Genomic DNA, 22,911 nt, shown 5'->3' with positions numbered 1-22,911 from the left:
AATGCAAGGTTTTTTGACAAAATTACGGGCGTTTTTTGCCCTTGATATGGCGGCAGGTATCGTATTGGCGGTGTCTGCGATTGTGGCAATGGTGGTGGCAAATTCGCCACTCCATGATGCGTATGAGCATTTTTTGCATATTCCGATTTCGCTACAAGTGGGTAGTCTAAAAATCGACCATTCGCTATTGCATTGGATTAATGATGGCTTGATGGCGGTGTTTTTCTTTTTGGTGGGGTTAGAACTCAAGCGAGAAGTGCTGGTCGGTGAGCTATCCGATGTCAAAAAAATCGTGTTACCTGCCCTCGGTGCGGTGGGTGGTATGCTTGTGCCTGCGTTGATTTATGCAATTTTTAATTACCAAGACCCACAGCTATTAAAGGGTTGGGCGATTCCTGCCGCCACCGATATTGCGTTTGCGTTAGGGGTGTTGACCTTACTCGGTAGTCGTGTGCCGTTGTCGCTGAAGGTGTTTTTGGCTTCGATTGCGATTTTTGATGACATCGGGGCGATTTTGATTATTGCGTTGTTTTATTCCACAGGGTTAAATATGACCGCATTGGGTGTGGCAGGGGCGATGTTGGTGGTGTTGTTTATTATGAATCGCCTCAATGTCACTCGCATGAGTGCTTATACGTTAGTGGGTTTGGTACTGTGGGTGGCAATGCTAAAATCTGGTATTCATGCGACCATTGCAGGGGTGTTATTGGCGATGTTTATTCCGATGACGGATTTGGCAAACCCTACCGAATCACCGCTTGAAGACCTCGAGCATGATTTGCAAGAAACGGTGAATTTTATGATTTTGCCGATTTTTGCGTTTGCTAATGCAGGGATTTACCTTGGTGGCAGTGGCTTGTCATCTTTGACTCATAGTGTGCCGATGGGGATTGCATTGGGGCTGTTATTTGGTAAGCCAATTGGGGTGATGTTGCTTAGTTGGATTGGGGTGAAGTCTGGTTTGGCAAGCCTACCTGCTGGGGTAAACTGGAAACAAGTCTTTGGCGTGGCGGTGCTATGTGGTATTGGCTTTACCATGAGTTTGTTTATTGGTGGGCTGGCGTTTGCAGGGCTGACGGATAAGGTATTTGATGAGCGTGTGGGTATTGTGCTTGGTTCGCTGTTGGCAGGCGTGGTGGGCTATATTTGGCTTAATAAAGTATTGCCAATGGTGGAAAATAATGAGCCGTTACATAGTAAAGACCATAGTTATATTCCGTGATATAGTTGCCCTGTGATGAGTGATTACTGGCGGTCAGGGTCAATTTCCACCAATTCAGTCGGCTGAGTGACCAACGACCCATCGAGCAACGCATCTTGCTGAGGGGCAATCTCCTCCTCATCCGCAATCACCTGCCGTGCAACGTGCAAAATCAACTGACGCAACCAGCGATGAGCAGGGTGATGTTGTAACAGTGGCGACCACGCCATCGTCAACTCAAACTCAGGAATAAAGAACGGCGGTTCTTTAATCACAATACTATCATTGGTCGCCTGCATCCGAGCCACACGAGTGGGCAAAGTCGCAATCAAATCCTTATTTGCCGTCAACATCGCAGGCATTTGATAATGGCGAGTAAACACGCTAATTTGGCGTTTTTGCCCAAGACGCTGTAATGCTTGGTCAATCGACCCAAGTCCGCCAGACTTCTCTGGATTCACCCCAAATCCCACGCCCATGCCTGTTTTTGACACCCAAATATGTTGGGCTTTGAGGTAATTTTTTAGGTTAAAACGGCTGACATACGGACTATCTGCCGACAACAGACAGCTAAAGGTATCTCGCCACACCAACACTTGATGAAAGCTTTGCGGAATCTCATTAAAGCGATTAATCGCCAAATCCACACGCCCTTGTTCCATATCACGATACGATACATCCGAGGGGGTCAAAAAGTCCAAAATCACATTGGGGGCTTCACTCCGCAGCGCCTTGACAAGGCGAGGCACAAGGGTAGCCTCGGCATAATCCGAAGTCATAATGCGAAACACACGGCTGGACGTATAAGGGCGAAACTCGGTGCGAGGCTCAAGCAACTGGGTCAAATCCGACAACAACTCACGCACTCTGGGCTGTAACTCCATCGCACGCTCAGTCGGTGTCATCCCCTCGGATGAGCGAATCAGCAAAGGGTCATTAAACAGTTTACGCAGACGGCGTAAAATATTACTCATCGCAGGTTGGGTAATGCCCAGTTGTTCAGACGCACGAGTGACATTTTTTTCTCGCAATAAAACGTCCAAATGTACCAATAAATTCAAATCGACACGTTGTAAATTCATGTTATTTTCCAAGTAGGTTACTTGCCAAATTTATCAAAAGTTCAGTTTAGCCTTTAATTAGCAAAAATAGTGATTAATATTCACCCTGTTTTAAATCTCCCCCAACCCCTCTTTACGAAAGAGGGGGCTTCCCCCTGTATGTCAATCTGATACGAGGAATAAGTCGCCCTTTAAAAAGGAGGATTAAGACTTGCAATACTTACCTTGGTATATTTTTAAATCATTGATTTTTATTGAGTATTTATAATAAAAATACCAAAGATAATATTCATAAATTAGCTAAATTATCAATAAATCAGTATAGTGATGGAAGTCAGCTAATAAGACGACCCTTTGATAAACTTGTCTGATAATAGAACATTGCTTATCAAATCGCTTTTATGCTAATTTTAGCAAAATATTCACCATCACGGATAAAAATATCATATTTTTGTCAGAAAAAATTGTTATACTGATGGCACTTCAAGCCACACCTCGACCCAATCCAATAGGAGAATGCTATGACGACTTACGTTTCAGCGATTGACCACATCAAAGCCCTTAAAGAAAAATACGGCAACTGGCAAAACATCAGCGAAAATGACGCTGCTCGCTTGGTTGTACAAAACACTTTCAAAACAGGTTTAGACATCGCCAAATACACCGCTGGCATTATGCGTCGTGACATGGCAGCCTATGACGCTGATAAATCAAAATACACCCAATCTTTAGGTGCATGGCATGGCTTTATCGGTCAACAAACCATGTACGCTGTAAAAAAATACACAGGTTCTACCGAGCGTAAATATATCTACTTATCAGGTTGGATGGTTGCTGCCTTACGTTCAGAGTTTGGTCCACTACCTGACCAATCAATGCACGAAAAAACCGCTGTGCCAAAACTTATCGAAGAAATCTACACTTTCTTACGTCAAGCGGACGAAAAAGTATTAAACGATTACTTCCGTGAATTAACCGCTGCTCAAGAAGCGGGTCAAGACACCAAAGCTATCTTGGACAAAATCAACAACTTTGAAACTCACATCGTGCCAATCATCGCTGACATTGATGCAGGTTTTGGTAACGAAGAAGCCACTTACCTACTGACCAAACAAATGATTCAAGCAGGTGCGTGTGCGATTCAAGTAGAAAACCAAGTATCAGACGCTAAACAATGTGGTCACCAAGATGGCAAAGTAACTGTACCACACGAAGACTTCATTGCCAAAATCAATGCGATTCGTTACGCATTCTTAGAGCTAGGCGTAGATGACGGTGTTATCGTGGCTCGTACCGACTCTGAAGGTGCGTCATTGACCCAAAAACTACCAGTATCACGTGAAAAAGGCGACTTGGCTTCTCAATACCTAGACTTCCTAGAAGTTGAAGAAGTAACCATCGAAAGTGCTAAAGAAGATGACGTATTGCTCAAAAAAGACGGCAAATTGGTTCGCCCAGTTCGTACCGCAAACGGTCTATTCTCATTCCGTGAAGGCACAAACATTGACCGTGTTGTCCTTGACTGTGTCACTTCACTACAAAACGGTGCTGACCTACTATGGATTGAAACTCCTACCCCAGACGTAGCTCACATCAAATCAATGACTGACCGTATCGTCGCTCAAGTACCAAATGCAAAACTTGTTTATAACAACAGCCCATCATTCAACTGGACGCTAAACTTCCGTAAACAAGTTATCGCAAAATGGGAAAAAGAAGGCAAAGATACTTCTGCCTACGACAAAAACAACTTGATGTCAGCTGACTACGACAACAGCGAATTGAACACCGCTGCTGACGACCTAGCTCGTACATTCCAAGCTGATGCGTCACGTGAAGCGTGTGTATTCCACCACTTAATCACCCTACCTACTTTCCACACGGCTGCACTAAGCACGCACTTGTTGGCAAAAGGTTACTTCGGTGACAAAGGTATGTTGGCTTATGTTGAAGAAGTTCAACGTAAAGAATTACGTGAAGGCGTAGCTGCTGTTAAGCACCAAGCAATGGCTGGTTCTGACATCGGTGATGACCACAAAGAAATCTTCTCTGGTGAAAACGCCCTTAAAGCTGGCGGTGCGAAAAACACAGCTAACCAGTTTGGTCACTAATACTTAAGTGGTGATTGAATAAAAAACACCCTGTCAACTTGGCAGGGTGTTTTTTTATTTATTCGCTTCTGCGGTTGACGATTAGCCCAATAGAACGACCATAAAAGTAAAATAGCCTTGAGATAACCCTAAAAACCATTTATTATCAATCCATCAAGGTATTAATAGCCTCCCTCACAATACCATCGTGAAAAAGGACAACAACATGAAAAACTCGGATAATCTCGTTATATTTTTCCACGGCTTTGAATCGTCATGCGACACCGACAAATTTACCTGTATCAACAACCATGCCGAAAAACTCTGCGTTCCCATTGACTATGCCAAAGACTTTGACAATGCCGAAGCGATTTTTAGCAAAGTGATTGAAGAAAACTTGCCAAAATACGAATATATCGTATTAGCAGGACATTCATTGGGCGGTTATTTTGCCAATTTATTATCCCAAAAATATGGACTAAATGCTCTACTCATCGCCCCTTGCCTACGTCCTAGCCATTATTTGGGCGATAAAATCCCTCAAATCGCCGACCGTAACTTGGTCGCCGAGCCATCTAGCCAAATCGTATATGCGATGATTGAAAAAGACGATGAAGGGCTGGACTGGCACGATGCCGAGCAGTTATTGACAGGTAAAAACTATAACTTGCACTATTATGAAGGCGGTCATCATAAAATCTGCCGTGCAGGGGATATCAATATGAAGCTTGACTTCGCCCTTGAAGTGCCATATCGATTGAACTAAAAGGTTGATACGCCATTTAATCCATAACCAACTATTATCAAAGGGCGGATACGATACGCCCCTTTTACAATAAATAAAAACCAAATATTATTTATCTCATTATAAATCAAATTATAGGTAAAATTATGCGTTTATCCCTTGCCCTTTGTGTGGCGGTTGCCAGTATCACCAGTATTCCTGCGTTTGCCAATCCGAATGTACAGCCGATGTTTACCATGCTCACCACACCGAGTAACTGGACTTGGCAAACCTTTAACACCCTAGCGAATACCACCGCCAAAGGTGGGCTAAAAAAAGACCAAAATGTCGCCAATCGCTTTTATCTCGAGCGTGCTATCACAGGCTATACCAATGCCACCATCACAGCGTATGGTGATAAGTCCGCCCCTAATGAAGTGGTGTTTTATTCGGGTGGCTGGCGGACGACCAGTGATAAGGGCTTGCTCAAGCTATCGGATGTGGTGAACACCGCTGAGTTAACGCAAGTTAAGAGTAATTGTAATTTTGGGAAAATCGAGGATAAGTATACAGGTAAGGATACGCTTGGTAAGGCGTTTAAAGGGGTGAATTATATTGAGTCACAGACGATTTATAAATGGTCAAAAGGCACTGCCAAACCCCTGTATGTGGTGGCAATGCGTGGCGGTGGCTCTATGCAAACTTCGGTGCTAAATCAAGGGATGAATTCTACGGTGATTGTCGTGCCAAATGTGAAGGATTTGAATGGGGCGATTGCGTTGCATGGGTGGAATAAAGAAAAAAATGGTAAAAAAGTCACCTGTAAAGTTGGTTAAATGGGTGTAGTGAATCGTTTGGTTTATGATATGCTATTGATAAACAAAATATCGTGAGGGTAGCCATGATTGCAGATGCACAAATTTATGCCAATATCCAAAAACTGCCTGTTTCTATGAAAGTGGAAGTCAGTCATTATGTCGATTTTTTATTAGAAAAGGTCAAAAAATCGCAATCTAACGTACAGCCTAGTATTAGCGAGCAACAACAGCGTAGTGATGAGCTATACGAATTAATGACGAAAATTGCCAAAGAGGGTACGGTTTTTGACCGTGAAAATATTGATGTTAGGACTTACGCAAAAGACACTGGATTCCTGCATTCACAGGATGAGAGCCGTTAAAGCAAAACACTGTTTTGCAGGCTCGCAAGACGAGAGCTATGCCCGAAGTAACAAATATTAAAATTACTCGTCACCCCTGCGTAGGCAGGGGTCTAGCGTCTTTATTTAACAGGATAAATTAAAAATTTGCGTAAGTCCTATTGTAAAATAATACTTTGAAAGTGAGGTTAAAATTGAAAAATCAATTTTTTAAAACATGTTTGGTGATAGCGTTAATGATAGGTAATACAACAGGTTCTTATGCAGAACCTAGTGCAAAACTGCCATTTATAGGTACTAAGTCTTTTAATTTTGCAGGAGGAACTGGCACTGTAGAAACCGTTACTATCAAAAAAGATGGTACAGCGATTTTTAAATTTATAGGCAGTGTTTCATCGAGTGTCACATATAGAGGTAAATTTCAACCCATAATGACTATTGATAAAGGTGAGAGTTATTTAAAAATTACTTCTACTACTATTGAATTGTTAGATAAAAATAAGCAACCAATTTTTGGATGTGATGAAAATGGTATTTTTAGTGAAGATTATACAGAAAGGTGTATACAGGAGCTGTATTTAGAAAAGTGATTTAACAAAAAGCCCAAAATTAATTTTGGGCTTTTTAATATTAGGCTTCCAACATCGGCTTCAAAAACCGCCCTGTATGCGATGCCTCAACTTCCGCCACGTCCTCTGGCGTACCCTCAGCGATAATCTCACCACCGCCAGAACCACCCTCAGGCCCTAAATCCACAATCCAATCCGCCGTCTTAATCACATCCAAATTATGCTCAATCACCACCACCGTATTACCACGGTCACGCAAGGTATGGATAATATCTAACAACTTCGCAATATCATGGAAATGCAAGCCAGTGGTCGGCTCATCAAGGATATACAGCGTTTGCCCTGTATCACGCTTGGACAGTTCTTTGGCAAGCTTGACACGTTGAGCCTCACCGCCCGACAGCGTGGTCGCCGATTGCCCCAAACGAATATAGCCCAAACCCACTTCTATCAAGGCGTGCAAGCGTCTAGCAATCGCAGGAATCGCCTCAAAAAACCCATGAGCATCTTCCACCGTCATCTCAAGGATATCCGAGATATTTTTGCCTTTATAATGAATCTCAAGGGTTTCACGGTTGTAGCGTTTGCCATGACACACATCGCACGGCACATACATATCGGGCAAAAAGTGCATCTCGACCTTAATCAAGCCGTCACCTTGACAGGTTTCACAGCGACCGCCTTTGACATTAAAACTAAAACGTCCAGACTGATAGCCACGAGCTTTGGCTTCTGGCACTTGGGCGAACAGCTCACGAATGGGGGTGAATACGCCTGTATAAGTCGCAGGGTTACTGCGTGGCGTACGTCCAATCGGACTTTGGTCGATATCCACGACTTTATCAAGATGTTCTAGCCCTGTGATACTGTCGTAGCTTTCGGCAATGTGGGTGGTGGCGTTGTTCAGTTGCGTGGTGGCAAGCGGTAGCAAGGTGCGGTTTATCAAGGTCGATTTGCCCGAGCCAGACACGCCTGTAACACAGGTCATTACGCCAATCGGTAGGTTTAGCGTGACGTTTTTGAGGTTATTGCCATTTGCCCCAGTCAGCGTAATCATCAACGGTTTATCGGCTTCGCTGGTTTTGGTCTTTTTGGTTTTCTTTTCTGCCTCAGCTTTTTTCGCTTGATTCTTGGTTAAAGGAATTGCCGATTCTTGCATTTTTTCATATTTATCGGCATTAGCAGTTTTGGCTTGGTGACGGACTTTTGGCACAGCGATTTTCATTTTGCCAGACAGATACTGCCCTGTCAGCGATTCGGGATTTTTAGCAATTTCTTTGGCAGTCCCTTCGGCAATCACATGACCGCCATGCACGCCAGCCCCCACACCAATGTCAATGATATGGTCGGCAAGGCGAATCGCATCTTCGTCATGCTCCACGACAATCACGGTATTACCCAAATCTCGTAGGCGTGTCAAAGTCTGCAAAAGTCGGTCATTGTCACGTTGGTGCAAGCCAATGGACGGCTCATCGAGTACATACATCACGCCCATTAAGCCTGCCCCAATTTGACTGGCAAGGCGAATCCGCTGGGCTTCACCGCCAGACAGGGTTTCGGCAGAGCGAGCAAGGGTCAGATAATCCAAGCCGACACTCACCAAAAACTCCAAGCGTTCACGGATTTCTTTGATGATTTTATCGGCAATTTCGCCTTTTGCACCGTCCAGTTTGAGCTGTTGGTAATAGGCAAGGGCATCGCCAATCGACTGTTTGACAATGGTAAAAATCGTGGTGTCCGCCACTTCGACATGGCGAGCGATTTCATTAAGGCGTGAGCCGTGACAGGCATCGCAAGTGGCATCGGCAAGGTATTTGGCAAGTTCGTCACGCACAAGGTTGCTTTGGGTGTTGCGATAACGGCGTTCCATATACGGCAACACGCCCTCAAACGGCACGGTTTTGGTGGATTTTCGCCCACGTTCATCGACAAAGTTAAAGGTCATTTTCTCTTTGCCAGAGCCATGCAAAATGATGTCTTTGTGCTTTTTCGGCAGGTCTTGCCACGCCATTTCCATGTCAATGTCGTAATGTTGGGCGACCGTGGTCAGCAAGCCAAAATAATAGGCATGGCGTTTATCCCAACCGCTAATCGCCCCTTGATTGAGCGATTTATCGACATGGTGAATCAGCTTTTCGGCACTAAAATACTGGCGTTTGCCCAAGCCGTCACACACAGGACACGCCCCATACGGATTGTTAAAGCTAAACAATTTCGGCTCAAGCTCGGCAACCGCACGGTCACATACAGGGCAGGCGTGTTTGGCAGATAGGATTTTATCGTCAAAATTGCCGTCCATGTCATGCAAAATCGCAATGTCATTGCCCAGTCGCAGGGCGGTTTCTAGGCTTTCAGCAACCCGATTACCCAAGTCATCACGCACCTTAAAGCGGTCAATCACCACATCAATCGTGTGTTTAAAGGTCTTGGCAAGCGGTGGCACATCGTCAATGTCATACACCTCGCCATCGACACGCAACCGCACAAAACCTTGGCTTTTAAGCTGTTCCATCAGTTGAATATGCTCGCCTTTGCGGTCATCCACGACCCTCGCCAAAATCATCAACTTGGTATCGACAGGCAACGCCATCACGGTATCAACCATCTCGGTGACGGTTTGGGCGACCATCGGCAGGTGGTGTTCTGGACACATGGGCGTACCGACACGGGCGTATAGCAGACGCAGATAGTCGTAAATCTCGGTAATCGTGCCAACGGTGGAGCGTGGGTTGTGATTGGTGGATTTTTGTTCAATGGCAATTGCAGGGGATAAGCCCTCGATACTATCGACTTCTGGCTTGTCCATTTGCGATAAAAACTGGCGAGCGTAGGCGGATAGGCTCTCGACATAACGGCGTTGCCCCTCGGCGTATAGGGTGTCAAAGGCGAGGGAGGATTTGCCTGAGCCTGATAAGCCTGTGATGACGACGAGTTTGTCACGAGGGATGTCGATGTCGATGTTTTTGAGGTTGTGGGTTCTTGCCCCACGGATTTTGATAGAATCGTGTTGAGCCATTTGGGTGCTTCTTCTTATTAGTGGAAAGGGGGAATATGGGGTTGTTATGGGGTGGAGGGAGGGTGGTTTCAAGTAAAAATTATTCACTCGAAATCCAAAAAGTTTCTTACAAAATCTATAATGAAAGGCATAGCTGTATGTAGTGAAGTCAAAATAAAAAATATTAAGCCAAGAGTAGCAATTCCTTTTTTTATAATTGCTTTCGATTGGTCAACACCATTATTAAAATTATCTTTTGCAATTTCTATAAAATTAGGATTGTTAAATATTTGTTCTTTTATATCATGAAAAATATTTAATTTAATAGTTTTAAGTTGCTCGAAATTTTGCCAATCAAGATTTTTATCAGCAACATAAAGACATACGAGAGGAATAGTGATATACGAAAACAATTTAATAAATGTAAAGTTCAATTGTATGTCTTCATAGAAAGAAATATCATTTTTGTAATAATATACTTTACTAAAAATCCACTCTTGCACTACCATCATTGAAAAAGTTAAAGTCCAATATAAACTAAAAGCTACTGATGCTAATATAAAAAAGAAATAAATAGTTGCTATGGTAAAAAATAATACAATGGAACTTTTGAGAGCGTTTTCATCTTTACCTAATAAAAAAAATGAAAAAATACAAGGCAGTAATAGAATACAAATGGTTAAAAAAATGGATAATCCAACAAACACTTGTTTTATTATGATTAATGATAAAATCAAGAAGAATAGACGAAATATGAGAACTGGCTTTAAGTTAAGGTATTCAGCAAAAGTAAAATACATAAGGTTCTATACTCTAAAAAAATAAAGTTAGTAATAGAGATAATGCTAAGAATGGTATTTTTCAACTTTATTTTAAAAAATTAGTTTATTCTGATTTTTAATAGTTTTTTAAGCGTTGCTATATTGACAGCAGAAAAGGAGCAAGTCACCGCAATCGTCCAAAATGGCGACATACTTGCTGCATTTTCCCCAAAAAATCCCTATAATACGCCCATCTTCTTAATGAGAACAACGTATGAAATGTGCATCCTTTTTCGCAGGGGTCGGCGGCATCGACTTGGGCTTTGAACAAGCAGGATTTGCCACCATTTATGCCAATGAAATTGACAAATTTGCCGTCCAAACCCTCAAACAAAACTTCGACTTTACCATTGACCACCGAGATATTCACGATGTCAAAACCGATGAAATCCCCGACTTTGATATCATGCTTGCAGGTTTTCCTTGCCAAGCCTTTTCGGTCGCAGGGTATCGCCAAGGCTTTGATGACAAACAAGGGCGTGGCAACTTATTCTTTGAATTAGAACGGATTTTTACTGTCAAAAAACCCAAAATTATCTTTTTAGAAAATGTCAAAAACTTGGTCGGACATGACAAAGGCAACACCTTTAAAGTCATCTTGGACACCTTGCAAAGCCACGGCTACCATGTCAAACACCAAGTATTAAACGCCAGTGACTACGGCAATATACCGCAAAACCGTGAGCGGATTTATATTGTGTGTTTTTTGGATAAACAGGTGTTTGAAAAGTTTGAGTTTCCCAAGCCCATCCCACGCCAAACCAGCATTAGCGATATGCTTGAAGATGAAGATAGCATTGATAAGAAGTTTTATTACACCGATAAAACGCCATTTTTTGAGCAACTGACCCATGACATCAAGGACGCTAAAACTTTATATCAATGGCGTAGGCAGTATGTGCGAGAGAATAAAAACCAAGTTTGCCCCACGCTCACAGCCAATATGGGAACAGGTGGTCATAACGTGCCGCTACTGAATGTGCAGGGCTTGCCGACTACCATTCGTAAGCTAACGCCAAGAGAGTGTTTTAATTTTCAAGGTTTTCCCAAAGACTTTAACCTACCCACCACCACTAGCAATGCCAATCTGTATAAACAAGCAGGTAATAGCGTGGTCGTGCCTGTCATCGCTCGCATTGCTGAACAAATCAAAAAAGCTATAAGCTAACGCCCAGTTGGCTTGCCAAGGCTTTCAAATCCAAAACGGCAGTCGGTTGTAATTGATTGGGGATAATCATGTTTTCAATAATACGCAACCGAGGTCGTCTGCCACTTTGCTGTTGTTGCAAAATGGTTTGGGTTTTATTGACTTGAAGTTGTTGAAATTGCGAAAAATTCAGATTTAAGTCATACAGATACAATTGGTCTTCTGCCAAATTTAACCGTGCAAAAATCAAAATATCAAACTTGGTATCTGGGCTAAATGACGTTAAGTCGCTATTAAAATTTGAGGTAGCTTTGATTTCGACCAATTTGCCATTAAACGAGGCATCGCCGACATTTTTGGTGGTGGTTTTATTGTGCCATTCATAGCCGAGTTGATAACAAACCAAGGCTTTGGAAATAGCTTCAGGGAAGTTTACCGTGCGACTGGCAAAGGCTTTTAGGCTTTGGTTTAACACTTTCCAATGATGATAAGCTGTTAAGATTAATTTTAGGTCGTTATCGGTGACGTTATTGGTCGCTGTCATGGCTCATATTCCCTTGAAATGATAATAGGTCACTCAAGGAAATTTCTAACGCTTCACAGATTTTTAGCAAGTTAATGATAGTGATGTTTCGTTCCGCACGTTCCACCATGCCAATGTAGGTGCGGTGTAGATTGGCTTTGTCAGCGAGTTGCTCTTGTGATAGTTGGCAAACCAAGCGTTTATCACGAATGGCATTGCCAAGTTGGGTCAAGAAAGTTTCTGATTGAGTGGGTTTCATGTCAAGATTATAGGTAGCCTGCATACTATTCATCTACATACTAAACATAGCATTAAGTGGCTTGAATGATGAAGAATTTTTTTTGCCAACCCCAAAATCTTGCTATACTGTTACAAAGTAAAATCAAATAGCAATTGAGAAAATAACATGGCAACCCTAACCCCAGAACAAAACGACTTCCTAAAAAGCCACCACATCCCCCTCAACAAAACCTTTGACGCAAGCGGACTGTCAAGCAAAGAATACAAAGCCAAAATGAAAGAAAATGGCACACTGGTTGCCTATGGCGTACCGCCTTGCGAAAAAGGACACACCCTCCGCAACAAACAAGCCAACTGTATCCAATGCAACCCCCATGCCGTTGCCTCGCTCAAACGCCAAGCCACTGGCGGACAGCTTTACATCGCCACTGCCCCCACAGAGCAACTCCTTAAAATCAGCACCACCGATGACCCAACCATCACCGCTGACACGCTCACCCAACAGCTCAACGACCAACAACACGCCAATATCAATGATTGGCAAGTGGTGTATCTTGCTGAAGTCGCCTCGATTGGTGAAACCGAAAACCAACTCCAACAACACTTTGCCCAACACCAAGTCAAGCGTAAACTCACCGCACACAGCAAAGCGGTCAAAGCCAGTGAAATCTACGATATGGATATTGAGGATATCATGGATTTGGTCAATACATGGCAACTGTCCGCTAACTTTACAGATGAGCTAAAAATCCGACAATACCACGATAGCTTTGCCAATAAACGCCAACAGCAACAGCTTGAAGCCCAACGCCGACAAGATGAAAAATTGGCAAAACAACAAGCCGAAGCTGAAGCCCAACAGCAAGCCAAACAAGCCGAACTTGAGCAAAAACGCCAAGAGCAAGAACAAGCACGCCTTGCCAAAGAACAGCATAAACTTGAGCAACAACGCCTAAGAGATGAGCAAAAAGCCAAAAAACAGGCAGAACAAAAAGCCCATCTATTGGCTCAACAAGCCCACGCACAGCAACAGCAAACCCTGTTATCCACCAATAATACCAATACCGTCTTGAGCAAAACCCCCAAATCCACCACCCACCAAGGGGCGAATGCGATTTGGCAAAAACTGACACCAAATCAATGGCTGATGCTAGCAGTGGGGCTATTTGTGATATTAAGCTTGGTGTTATTTGGTATGACACGCTAAATTGCCAGTTTGCGAATGTCAAAAATGGGCTTATAATAGCGAGCTATTTTATTGTGTTGTCTGCATAGCGAAGCCCACATGACCCAACATCCTACCACCATGAATTCTGCCGAAAAACGAGCCATTATTGGGCTAGGGGGGATTTTTGCGTTACGCATGCTGGGGCTATTTATGATAGTGCCTGTGTTTTCGGTATATGGCATGCAATACGCCCATACGACCCCTTTCTTATTGGGGTTGGCGGTTGGTATTTATGGGTTGGGGCAGGCGATTTTTCAGATTCCCATGAGTTTTTTGGCGGATAAATACCCTCGCAAGCCGATTATCATTGCAGGGTTATTGGTATTTGCGTTAGGTGGGGTGATTTGTGCGTTAGCCACGGATATTTATACGGTGATTTTGGGACGCTTGATTGCAGGTAGTGGGGCGGTGTCGGCTGTGGTGATGGCACTCTTGGCGGATATCACACGAGAGCAACAACGTACCAAGGCGATGGCGACCATGGGCTTGACCATTGCCATGTCGGTGATGGTGGCATTTGGGCTAGGGCCGATGTTATCGCATATTTTTGATATTTCAGGGCTATTTTGGGTCACGGTATTATCAGCGTTACTGGCGATTGGGCTGTTATTTATCGTGCCGACACCCACTCGGGTATTGACGCATAATTTGGCGGATTATTCGGTCAAACAACAGTTTATTGACGTACTTAAAATTGGCAATATTAACCGTTTACATTTGGCGGTTTTTACCTTGCATTTATCCATGACCGCAATGTTTACTCTGTTACCACACCAGTTTAGCAAGGTATTGGGGCTAACTGTGGCACAGCAGGGCTATGTGTATTTGCCCTTGTTATTGCTAGGGTTTATCATTGCCGTACCCCTCATTATCATTGCCGAAAAAAAACGCCAAATGCGTCCTATTTTTTTGGCAAGTCTTGCGGTATTGGCATTGGGACTGGGCATTTTAGCGGTGAGTAGCCAATGGGCTGTGGGTTTGATAGTGGGTTTGGCTGTGTATTACATTGGGTTTAACAGCCTTGAAGCCACGATTCCCTCATGGATTTCTAAGCAAGCCCCAGTCGCCAACAAAGCCACGGCAATGGGCTTAAACTCATCGGCTCAGTTTTTGGGTGCGTTTGTAGGTGGGGCATTGGGTGGCATACTGCTAACCCAGTCGGATGGCATGGGTTGGGCGGTATTGGCAGGGATTAGTGTATTGGGATTATTGCTGATTTTGCCAATTAGTTCACCGCCTTATTTGACAAGCCTGACGCTGACCTTGCCAACAGACGTGGATTTGGCGGACTGGTCAAAACAGCTTCTTGCCATTGAGGGTATTGAAGAATTGGTGATGATGCAAAAAGAAAAAATCGCCTACCTCAAGTTGGATAAACAAAAACTCACCGAAAATACACGACAACAAATGTCGCAAATTATCGGTTATCCTCTCGCTATTTAAGCAAAAAATTAGTAAAGTAAACGTATTCTATTGTAAGGCATTTCGTTGTAAAATGCGTGAATCAACATAAATTGTTATTATTCTCATTCATTAAGGATTCAATATGCGTGGCGTGAATAAAGTCATTATCGTGGGTAATCTCGGTGCAGACCCAGAAGTTAAGCAGTTCCAAAATGGCGGTAGCGTCACTCGTATTGTGGTAGCGACTAGCGAGCAGTGGACAGACAAACAAACAGGCGAACGCCGTGAAGCCACCGAATGGCATCGCATTAGCTTGTTCAATCGCCTTGGTGAAGTGGCGGCTCAATACCTACGCAAAGGGAGTTCGGTGTATATCGAAGGTAGCCTACGTACCAATAAATATACCGACCAAAATGGTATCGAACGCTATGCCACCGAAATCCGTGCCGATAATATGCAAATGCTAGGTAGCAACCCAGCAGGGCAGGGGGCAAATAATATGGGTATGAATAATCAACAACCCAACCCTTTCCAAAACACAGGCTTCCAAACAGGGGGCATGCAAAACAACCCTTACCAAAATAACCCACAAGGCAATTATCCCAATAATTTTGCCAATCAAGCCCCAAATCCTTACCAATCTCAGCCTCAGCCAACCAACAATAACTTTGGACAGCCAAATCCCCAAGCAGGCATGGCGAATCCAAATGCAGGCTTTGCACCGTCCAATCCTGCCCCCACCGCACCTGTACCTGCCAAACCTCAAGCAGGGGCAGTGGATGACGATATTCCGTTTGCATACATCTCAAATCAATTAGTTGGAATTATATAAATAAGCATTTTGATTGATTACCAAAACCAAGACATATCCGCTGGTAGGGGCGTATCGCATACGCCCCAATAAAATCCCCCATCCACTGCCAATACGACAAAAAATCGTCATTCACCACAATTTGACATTACAACGACATAAAAATCAGTTATGATAAGCGATTTGATGATTGCAAATGTTTATAAAAAATAATGTTAAAAAGGTAATGTCCCTTGGCAGATGTGCTTCAATCTCGTCCGACAAAACTTTGGTGGCTAGTGGGCTTGGTCTTACTGTGTGTTTTTTTATTGATACAGTTGCCTGCCCAATGGTTGCTCAATAAGTTTTCGCCCAACAATCCCTATTTGCAACAAGTCAGTGGTAATCTTTGGCAAGGTCAAGCCAATTGGCAAGTGATGACACAGCCCAATGCCCCTTTGACAGGCACAGCCCAATGGCAATGGCAACCTTGGCATATATTGACAGGAAAATTTGGCAGTGCCGTCACCATTCGCACAGGTAAAACTGAGCTTAAAGGTCAAGTCAAACTCGGCAAAGACAGTTGGCAAGCCAATGATTTTTCTGGCAAAATCACCGCTGATACATTAAGGCAAATTGTCAATTGGCAACTGCCCGATACCCCCATTACCATCAAAGAAGTCAGTCTTGCCAAATCCAAACAGGGCTTTGATAAAGCGGACGGCACACTAAATTGGGCAGGGGGCGAGATGAGCTACCCCACGGGCGGACGAAGCTATAAAATGAATCTGCCAAATATGCAGGGTGGGCTAAGTGTGGATAAAGGCAATGCAGGACAATCTCCCAATACCACTAACGCCAACGTCAACAATGGCAATAATGGCAACGCCACGTCAACGAATGGACAACGTCTACATTTGGCACTCACCAACCCACAAGGGCAACGTTTTGGCGATTTTTATATTGATAATGACAATATGCTGGATGTGGCACTTACCCAACGTTTTTTGAAAAATATGCCAGAGTATAAAGGGCAGGGCGTAGATGATTCGGTTGTGGTGTCCATCCGCCAACCCCTTACCAGTATGGGGCAGTAGGTAGTCAGATGAAAAATAAACGTAGCCTATCGAGCAATGCCACAGCAGTTAATCTTACGAAGTTATTTGATGCCTTTTCCCCTTGGTTATTATTGGTTGCCATCGTGTGTTTGGTGTGGCTGATTGCCAAAGCTTTTTGGTTGGTGGTTGCCCCACCCAGACCGCCTGCCTTACCGCCAGTGCCAATGCAAGCCAGTGCCAATAGCCAGTTGGTGATGGGAAATGGGTTGGATATGTTTGCCAAACCGATGGCACAACAAGCCCCAACCGTCCCACCGCCAGATATTAAAGTGTTGGGCGTGACCCAAGCCGTTCCCAATAGCCTGTCATTTGCCATTATCAATAGTGGTGGTAAAACCCAAAGCTATCGAGTAGGGGCGATGATTGAGGGCAGTAACTACACGCTTGCTCAAGTCAACGCTGACCATATTATGATAGCCGACCCCAGTGGACAGACCATAAAAATTGAATTTGGCAAACCGTTTTCGCTTGACCAAAGTGATGCCATTCGTGCCAAAAACCAACCGCCAAGCCAAGCCACAGCGATGGATACCAGTGTTGCTCCCAGTTTTAGTGGCTTAGAGAATGGCTCGCCATCACCACAACCCAGTGGCAATATGGTGGGTGAAGACCGTGAAAATCCCTTTATCAGTCAGCCGAATAGCATTCAACCCACGCCAAGCCCTGCTAATAATCAAGCCGAAGGGGCAAAAAATGCGTTGGGGACAGCGGTGAATGGACTACAACAAAACCCCAATGGTTATCTTAGCCAAATGGGGGTCGCTGCCACAGGTAATGGCTATTTGGTAACGGACGGTATGCCAGCAGGGCTAAAAAATCGCCTAGGGCTACAAACTGGCGATAAAGTACTATCGGTCAATGGGCAAAGCGTGGGGCAAAACCCTGCCCAAGATGCCCAACTTTTGCAACAAGTGCAACAGGCAGGGCAAGCCCAAATTCAAGTACAACGAGGCGAACAAACCGTGACGGTGCGACAATCGTTTTAATTGGTTAAATAAATTTCTTAAAGCATTCAGCCGAAAAAGATTCAAGGTAAATTTGAAATGATGAAACAGTTTCAGCCAACCCCTTCCACCCAACGACTTCAGCCCAATTATCGTGGGTCAAAACGTCCTGTTTTTGCAAAATTGCTATTAACGACCGCCATCGCATTGACAATGACATTACCCACCCTGTCCAACGCCCAAACCGCCTATAAAGTGCATTTACAAGATGCCGATATCAAAGCCTTTATTGACCAAGTGGCAAGTATTACCCATAAAAACTTTGTGCTAGACCCTCGTATCAATGGCAATGTGACTGTGATTTCCAATAAACCTTTGTCTAGCCAAGAGGTGTACGAGCTATTTTTGGCAGTGATGAAAGTCAATGGTATCGTAGCGATTGACCGTGGCATTACCACCGAACTTGTCCCTGATACGGTCGCCAAGCAAGCAGGTATTGACGTGGATTTGCGAGGTAACACCGCTGGCGGACAGATGGCGACACGGATTTTTTATTTGAGCAATACCAGTGCCACCGATATGCTCAACGTGCTTCGCCCCATGATGCCCCAGTATGCCAACGCCGCCGTTGTGCCGAATGTCAATGCGTTGATTTTATCTGACCGAGCCGACAGCCTTAACCAATTTGCCAAATTGATTAGCGATTTGGATAGCAATATGAATGATAAACTTACCATCATACCGCTACGCCATGTCGATGCCAAACGCATGATGGAATTGTTAAGCTCACTCACAGGCACAAGCGGTGGCACAGTCGCCCCAAGCAATGGCAATCCACCACAGGGTGGGGCAGTGGCAAGCAGTGCAGGCAGTCTTATTAACATCATTGCCGACCCAGCGTCTGACCGCCTATTGGTCAAAGGCAGTGCCGAAATGACCGCCAAAATCCAACGCATGGTCGAACAGCTAGACACCGTTCCCAGTCAGCGTTTGAGTGGTTTAAGAGTGTTTCGGCTAAAATACGCCAGTGCCACCCACATTGCCGATATGCTTCGAGGGTTATTATCCAACCAATCGCTCAATAGTGCAGGCGACCCGACCAGTCTGCAAGCCAATTCGATGTTTCAATCTGGCTCAGATAATAACACCGCCAATTCCAATACAGCGTCTGCCTCACCTTCGCCAACAGGCTCGCCCATCAACACCGCCAGCACCAATACAGCAAGTAACAACAATACCGCCCAAGGTCGACCTTTTAGCATTATCGCTGACCAAACCCAAAATTCCGTCATCGTCAATGCCGAACCAAGTTTGATGCTAGAAATTGAAAACGCCATCAACCAACTCGACACACGGCGTGACCAAGTGTTGATTCAAGCCGCCATCATGGAAATTTCAGGCACAGATACCCAACAACTAGGCGTGCAATGGGCGATGGGCAATGCCAACAGTGGCGTGGGCGTGGTCAATTTTAACAACGTTGGGGCAAGTGCCATCAGCCTAGCTGCCGATGCGTTGGGGGGCGGTGTCGGTACGGCGGCCGCTTCGATTGCAGGGGCATTGTTAGGCGTGGGCGATAGCAAGGTTGACAGCAACGGCAATCGCCAGTTTTATGGAGCGATTTTGCAGGCCATCAATAAAACCGATGGGGGAAACCTGTTATCCATGCCCTCGATTTTGACCCTTGATAATGAAAAAGCCAATATTTTGGTCGGTCAAAACGTACCGTTTGTCACAGGCTCATATACCAACAGTGGCAATAATGCAGGCAACCCATTCCAAACCGTCAGCCGTCAAGATATCGGTATCAACCTTAACGTGATTCCGCATATCGGTGAGAATGGCTCAGTGCGTCTTGAAATTAGTCAAGAAGTGTCTTCGTTGGTCGAAAGTTCCTTACGCAATACCAGTGGCATTATCACCAATAAAAACTTGATTAAAACCACCATCTTAGCCGATGACCAACAAACTGTGGCATTGGGCGGTTTGATGCGTGATAACAGCACCTATGGACAACAAAAAGTACCGGGCTTAGGCGATGTACCTTTGGTAGGGAATTTATTCAAATCAAAAACCAAAAATTCAGATAAAACCAACCTCATTGTATTTTTACAACCCACCATCCTGCGAAACGGCACAGCGGTTGCCAGTGTCACCGAAAAGAGCCTCGATGGACTACGCACCATGCAATTGGTGATTGATAAAAATGGCACGCTTAAACAAGTACCGCTCAATGTTCCCAGTGCCTTCCCTAATACCACCCAACCTGTGCCTGTCGAAGTGCCTCGCAATGACTTGGCAACCCCTGCCTCACAAAGTCTTAGCAATGCCCCAGTGGTTTATCCCAGCTCAAACGTAAAAATACGGCAGACTACCGTCAACACCAATGCACCGATTGTGGTTGACATACCGAGCCAACCAGTGGCTAGCACACCGATTATCGCCACACCGCCAGCCGTTGACGTGGTCGTACCGCAAGCCACCCCACAGCCCATTAACCTAACCAAAAATGCACAACCTTAACACAATACACATGACAGGAAATCGCCATGACAACAACGACCTCTGAGAACCAAACCTTAGCCAATCAGCCAGTCCAACCGCTTTGGCAATTGGTTGCCCTCACCCCCCAACTGGGTGAATTGCAAGTGGCGATTGGCAAAAATCTTAGCCTAGGGCGTAGTGACACCAATGACATTGTGCTTGCCTTGCCCCAAATCTCACGCCAACACGCCAAAATCAACCGAGTGGGTAATAACCTATACATTCAAGACCTTGGCTCTGCTAATGGCACATTTATCAATGAACAACGGATTGGTAGCGAAGCCGTTCAACTCGAAAATAATGACGAAGTGGCATTGGCGGACATGGTGTTCAAAATCACCCAATCTGAGCCACACCCAACGGTAATGGATGAACCTACCGATGAGCTTATTGATAAGTCGATTGATAAGCCAATTGATAAACCTTCAACCACCACCGTCTACTCACCAACCCAAACCAGCACACAGCATGCCCATACCTTTGATGAGCATTCCACCCTTGCCACCTTGGTCGATACCCAAACGCCAGAAGACAAGCAACAAACCTACCAACAGACGCATCCAGACGTGCAACCAACCATTGAACCAACCGTTAACCCCACGGCTAAACCCATTGCCGAAGCACAAACCCAACCACTAACAAAGCAAACACAAAGCCCAACGGAAACCAATCATAAAAAAACCATGACACTGGTCATTGCCTTGATTGTGATTTTTGCTTTGATTGTGTTAGCTTCCTTATTTATGGGGAAATAACGGATAGAAAAATAACATTAAAACACCGTCAATGGTAAAATTATACAATATCCTTGCTATCCACTTTGAAACAATCGCCATTGATGGTGTTATCGCCTAAAATTTTTATTATTTTAAGTCATTGATTTTTAATCATAAAAAAAATAAATCAAAAATAAATGCAAAAAAATAAAAAAAACACTTGCAAGATTAAAAAAATTTGCTAAAATGCTCACCACTTTCAAGCGATACGCCGGCTTAGCTCAGTTGGTAGAGCAACTGACTTGTAATCAGTAGGTCGCCAGTTCGATTCCGGCAGCCGGCACCATCCTTTAACACATCGTGTTAAGCGTTCCTTGAAAGGCAAATATGGTGGGGTTCCCGAGCGGTCAAAGGGGACGGACTGTAAATCCGTTACGAGAGTTTCGAAGGTTCGAATCCTTCCCCCACCACCATTTACCTGCGATTGTTATCTATTTACTCCAATAAATTGTTAACAATACCCTATCAAATCAGATAGGTTGGCATTTTGCGGGTGTAGTTTAGTGGTAGAACTCCAGCCTTCCAAGCTGGTCGTGCGGGTTCGATTCCCGCCACCCGCTCCACTTATCATACAATCGCATATATGCTCATATAGCTCAGAGGTAGAGCACTCCCTTGGTAAGGGAGAGGTCCCGAGTTCAACTCTCGGTATGAGCTCCATTATATATGGTCAATCATTACCCATAATAATGTAGTAAAAATCTATAGCATTAATATATTTAATAAAGGCAACACAACTTGTGTTGCCTTTTAGTATTGCGAATACATAAAAACGCACATGAGTACCACCAAACACTAGCAAAGACGAATAATTTGTGATAAATTTGCTTTTTGCATCACTTGGCATTTGATAGTGAATCACTATACAAGGCATTGGAAATATAGTAATATATTGCCAGCAATTTACAATGAACAGAGGATTATATTATGGCAAAGGCCAAATTTGAACGTACCAAACCACACGTTAACGTAGGTACTATCGGACACGTTGACCACGGTAAAACCACCCTAACTGCAGCCATTGCAACCGTAGCCGCAAAACACAACGGTGGCGAAGCCAAAGACTATGCGTCAATTGACTCAGCTCCAGAAGAAAAAGCACGTGGTATTACCATCAACACAGCCCACATCGAATACGACACCCCAGCACGTCACTACGCACACGTAGACTGCCCAGGCCATGCTGACTATGTTAAAAACATGATTACTGGTGCCGCACAGATGGACGGAGCTATCCTAGTTGTATCTGCAACTGATGGCCCAATGCCACAAACACGTGAACACATCCTACTATCACGCCAAGTTGGTGTACCATACATCATGGTATTTATGAACAAATGTGACATGGTAGATGACGAAGAACTACTAGAATTAGTAGAAATGGAAGTACGTGAACTACTATCAAGCTACGACTTCCCTGGTGACGACACCCCAATCATCAAAGGTTCTGCCCTTGAAGCCCTAAACGGCAAAGACGGCAAATATGGTGAGCCAGCCGTGCTAGAACTACTAGACACCCTAGACAGCTACATCCCAGAACCAGAACGTGCGATTGACAAACCATTCCTAATGCCAAT

At 44.4% G+C, this 22,911-nt stretch carries 20 protein-coding genes and 4 tRNA genes; 19 read left to right on the top strand and 5 right to left on the bottom strand.

Annotation, left to right across the window (positions count from 1 at the left end):
- The first annotated feature begins 1 nt into the window (after position 1).
- Positions 2-1,222 (top strand): Na+/H+ antiporter NhaA, encoded by a 1,221-nt coding sequence (gene nhaA, locus ACK1U4_RS05795; protein ID WP_419401805.1) that lies wholly within the window; start codon positions 2-4, stop codon positions 1,220-1,222.
- A gap of 23 nt (positions 1,223-1,245) precedes the next feature.
- Here nhaA and ACK1U4_RS05790 read toward each other — a convergent pair whose 3' ends face one another.
- On the bottom strand, positions 1,246-2,283 hold the full coding sequence (locus ACK1U4_RS05790; protein ID WP_419401804.1) for a LysR substrate-binding domain-containing protein: 1,038 nt from the start codon (positions 2,281-2,283) through the stop codon (positions 1,246-1,248).
- A gap of 500 nt (positions 2,284-2,783) precedes the next feature.
- Here ACK1U4_RS05790 and ACK1U4_RS05785 point away from each other — a divergent pair, with 500 nt between their 5' ends.
- The 5 genes from ACK1U4_RS05785 to ACK1U4_RS05765 all read left to right on the top strand — a co-directional run bounded on the left by ACK1U4_RS05785 (position 2,784) and on the right by ACK1U4_RS05765 (position 6,825).
- Positions 2,784-4,373 carry an isocitrate lyase gene (locus ACK1U4_RS05785; RefSeq protein ID WP_419401803.1) on the top strand — a complete coding sequence of 530 codons (1,590 nt, stop codon included), beginning with the start codon at positions 2,784-2,786 and terminating at the stop codon, positions 4,371-4,373.
- A gap of 205 nt (positions 4,374-4,578) precedes the next feature.
- Complete coding sequence (locus ACK1U4_RS05780; protein ID WP_419401802.1) at positions 4,579-5,118, top strand: YqiA/YcfP family alpha/beta fold hydrolase; 540 nt, start codon at positions 4,579-4,581, stop codon at positions 5,116-5,118.
- Positions 5,119-5,243: 125 nt separating this feature from the next.
- Positions 5,244-5,912, top strand: coding sequence for a hypothetical protein (locus tag ACK1U4_RS05775; RefSeq protein WP_419401801.1), 669 nt, complete (start codon positions 5,244-5,246; stop codon positions 5,910-5,912).
- 65 nt (positions 5,913-5,977) lie between these two features.
- Positions 5,978-6,256 carry a DUF2281 domain-containing protein gene (locus tag ACK1U4_RS05770; protein ID WP_419401800.1) on the top strand — a complete coding sequence of 93 codons (279 nt, stop codon included), beginning with the start codon at positions 5,978-5,980 and terminating at the stop codon, positions 6,254-6,256.
- A gap of 173 nt (positions 6,257-6,429) precedes the next feature.
- The gene (locus tag ACK1U4_RS05765; protein WP_419401921.1) at positions 6,430-6,825 is read left to right on the top strand and encodes a hypothetical protein; all 396 of its coding nucleotides are present in this window, start codon (positions 6,430-6,432) and stop codon (positions 6,823-6,825) included.
- A gap of 40 nt (positions 6,826-6,865) precedes the next feature.
- Here ACK1U4_RS05765 and uvrA read toward each other — a convergent pair whose 3' ends face one another.
- Positions 6,866-9,820: an excinuclease ABC subunit UvrA gene (uvrA, locus tag ACK1U4_RS05760; protein WP_419401920.1), complete on the bottom strand. Its 2,955-nt coding sequence runs from the start codon at positions 9,818-9,820 to the stop codon at positions 6,866-6,868.
- Positions 9,821-9,903: 83 nt separating this feature from the next.
- Positions 9,904-10,599, bottom strand: a complete 696-nt coding sequence (locus tag ACK1U4_RS05755; protein WP_419401919.1) for a hypothetical protein — start codon at positions 10,597-10,599, stop codon at positions 9,904-9,906.
- Positions 10,600-10,834: 235 nt separating this feature from the next.
- Between ACK1U4_RS05755 and ACK1U4_RS05750 the strand changes: the two genes are divergently transcribed.
- On the top strand, positions 10,835-11,788 hold the full coding sequence (locus ACK1U4_RS05750; RefSeq protein ID WP_419401918.1) for a DNA cytosine methyltransferase: 954 nt from the start codon (positions 10,835-10,837) through the stop codon (positions 11,786-11,788).
- Here ACK1U4_RS05750 and ACK1U4_RS05745 read toward each other — a convergent pair.
- Positions 11,778-12,311: a Bsp6I family type II restriction endonuclease gene (locus ACK1U4_RS05745; protein ID WP_419401917.1), complete on the bottom strand. Its 534-nt coding sequence runs from the start codon at positions 12,309-12,311 to the stop codon at positions 11,778-11,780. The two genes, ACK1U4_RS05750 and ACK1U4_RS05745, sit on opposite strands and share 11 nt — an antisense overlap.
- A complete protein-coding gene (locus ACK1U4_RS05740) occupies positions 12,295-12,573 on the bottom strand; it encodes a helix-turn-helix domain-containing protein (RefSeq protein ID WP_419401916.1) in 279 nt (92 codons plus the stop codon). The genes ACK1U4_RS05745 and ACK1U4_RS05740 overlap by 17 nt, the downstream gene beginning before the upstream one ends.
- Before the next feature lie 123 nt (positions 12,574-12,696).
- Here ACK1U4_RS05740 and ACK1U4_RS05735 point away from each other — a divergent pair, with 123 nt between their 5' ends.
- From ACK1U4_RS05735 to ACK1U4_RS05680, 12 genes are all read left to right on the top strand, one after another.
- Positions 12,697-13,737 carry a hypothetical protein gene (locus tag ACK1U4_RS05735; RefSeq protein ID WP_419401915.1) on the top strand — a complete coding sequence of 347 codons (1,041 nt, stop codon included), beginning with the start codon at positions 12,697-12,699 and terminating at the stop codon, positions 13,735-13,737.
- 99 nt (positions 13,738-13,836) lie between these two features.
- A complete protein-coding gene (locus ACK1U4_RS05730) occupies positions 13,837-15,201 on the top strand; it encodes an MFS transporter (RefSeq protein ID WP_419401923.1) in 1,365 nt (454 codons plus the stop codon).
- A gap of 103 nt (positions 15,202-15,304) precedes the next feature.
- Positions 15,305-15,994 carry a single-stranded DNA-binding protein gene (gene ssb, locus ACK1U4_RS05725; protein ID WP_419401914.1) on the top strand — a complete coding sequence of 230 codons (690 nt, stop codon included), beginning with the start codon at positions 15,305-15,307 and terminating at the stop codon, positions 15,992-15,994.
- A gap of 221 nt (positions 15,995-16,215) precedes the next feature.
- Entirely contained in the window at positions 16,216-17,049 is an 834-nt protein-coding gene (gene gspN / locus ACK1U4_RS05720; protein ID WP_419401922.1) for a type II secretion system protein N, read from the top strand.
- A gap of 8 nt (positions 17,050-17,057) precedes the next feature.
- The gene (locus tag ACK1U4_RS05715) at positions 17,058-18,056 is read left to right on the top strand and encodes a type II secretion system protein N (RefSeq protein ID WP_419401913.1); all 999 of its coding nucleotides are present in this window, start codon (positions 17,058-17,060) and stop codon (positions 18,054-18,056) included.
- A gap of 57 nt (positions 18,057-18,113) precedes the next feature.
- On the top strand, positions 18,114-20,537 hold the full coding sequence (gene gspD / locus ACK1U4_RS05710; protein ID WP_419401912.1) for a type II secretion system secretin GspD: 2,424 nt from the start codon (positions 18,114-18,116) through the stop codon (positions 20,535-20,537).
- Positions 20,538-20,563: 26 nt separating this feature from the next.
- Positions 20,564-21,313 carry an FHA domain-containing protein gene (locus ACK1U4_RS05705; protein ID WP_419401911.1) on the top strand — a complete coding sequence of 250 codons (750 nt, stop codon included), beginning with the start codon at positions 20,564-20,566 and terminating at the stop codon, positions 21,311-21,313.
- Positions 21,314-21,544: 231 nt separating this feature from the next.
- Positions 21,545-21,620, top strand: a tRNA-Thr gene (locus tag ACK1U4_RS05700).
- A 43-nt stretch (positions 21,621-21,663) separates the two neighbouring features.
- A tRNA-Tyr gene (locus ACK1U4_RS05695) sits at positions 21,664-21,747 on the top strand.
- A gap of 76 nt (positions 21,748-21,823) precedes the next feature.
- Positions 21,824-21,897: transfer RNA gene (locus ACK1U4_RS05690), tRNA-Gly, on the top strand.
- Positions 21,898-21,919: 22 nt separating this feature from the next.
- Positions 21,920-21,994 (top strand) — tRNA-Thr (locus tag ACK1U4_RS05685).
- A 267-nt stretch (positions 21,995-22,261) separates the two neighbouring features.
- The coding region (locus tag ACK1U4_RS05680; RefSeq protein WP_419401614.1) for a GTP-binding protein at positions 22,262-22,911 on the top strand (650 nt) is incomplete at its 3' end.

This window comes from Moraxella sp. TY6, from assembly GCF_048551375.1.
Taxonomy (GTDB): domain Bacteria; phylum Pseudomonadota; class Gammaproteobacteria; order Pseudomonadales; family Moraxellaceae; genus Faucicola.
The sequence above is the reverse complement of the archived record's forward strand: the minus strand, read 5'-3'. Positions and strand labels throughout refer to the sequence as shown.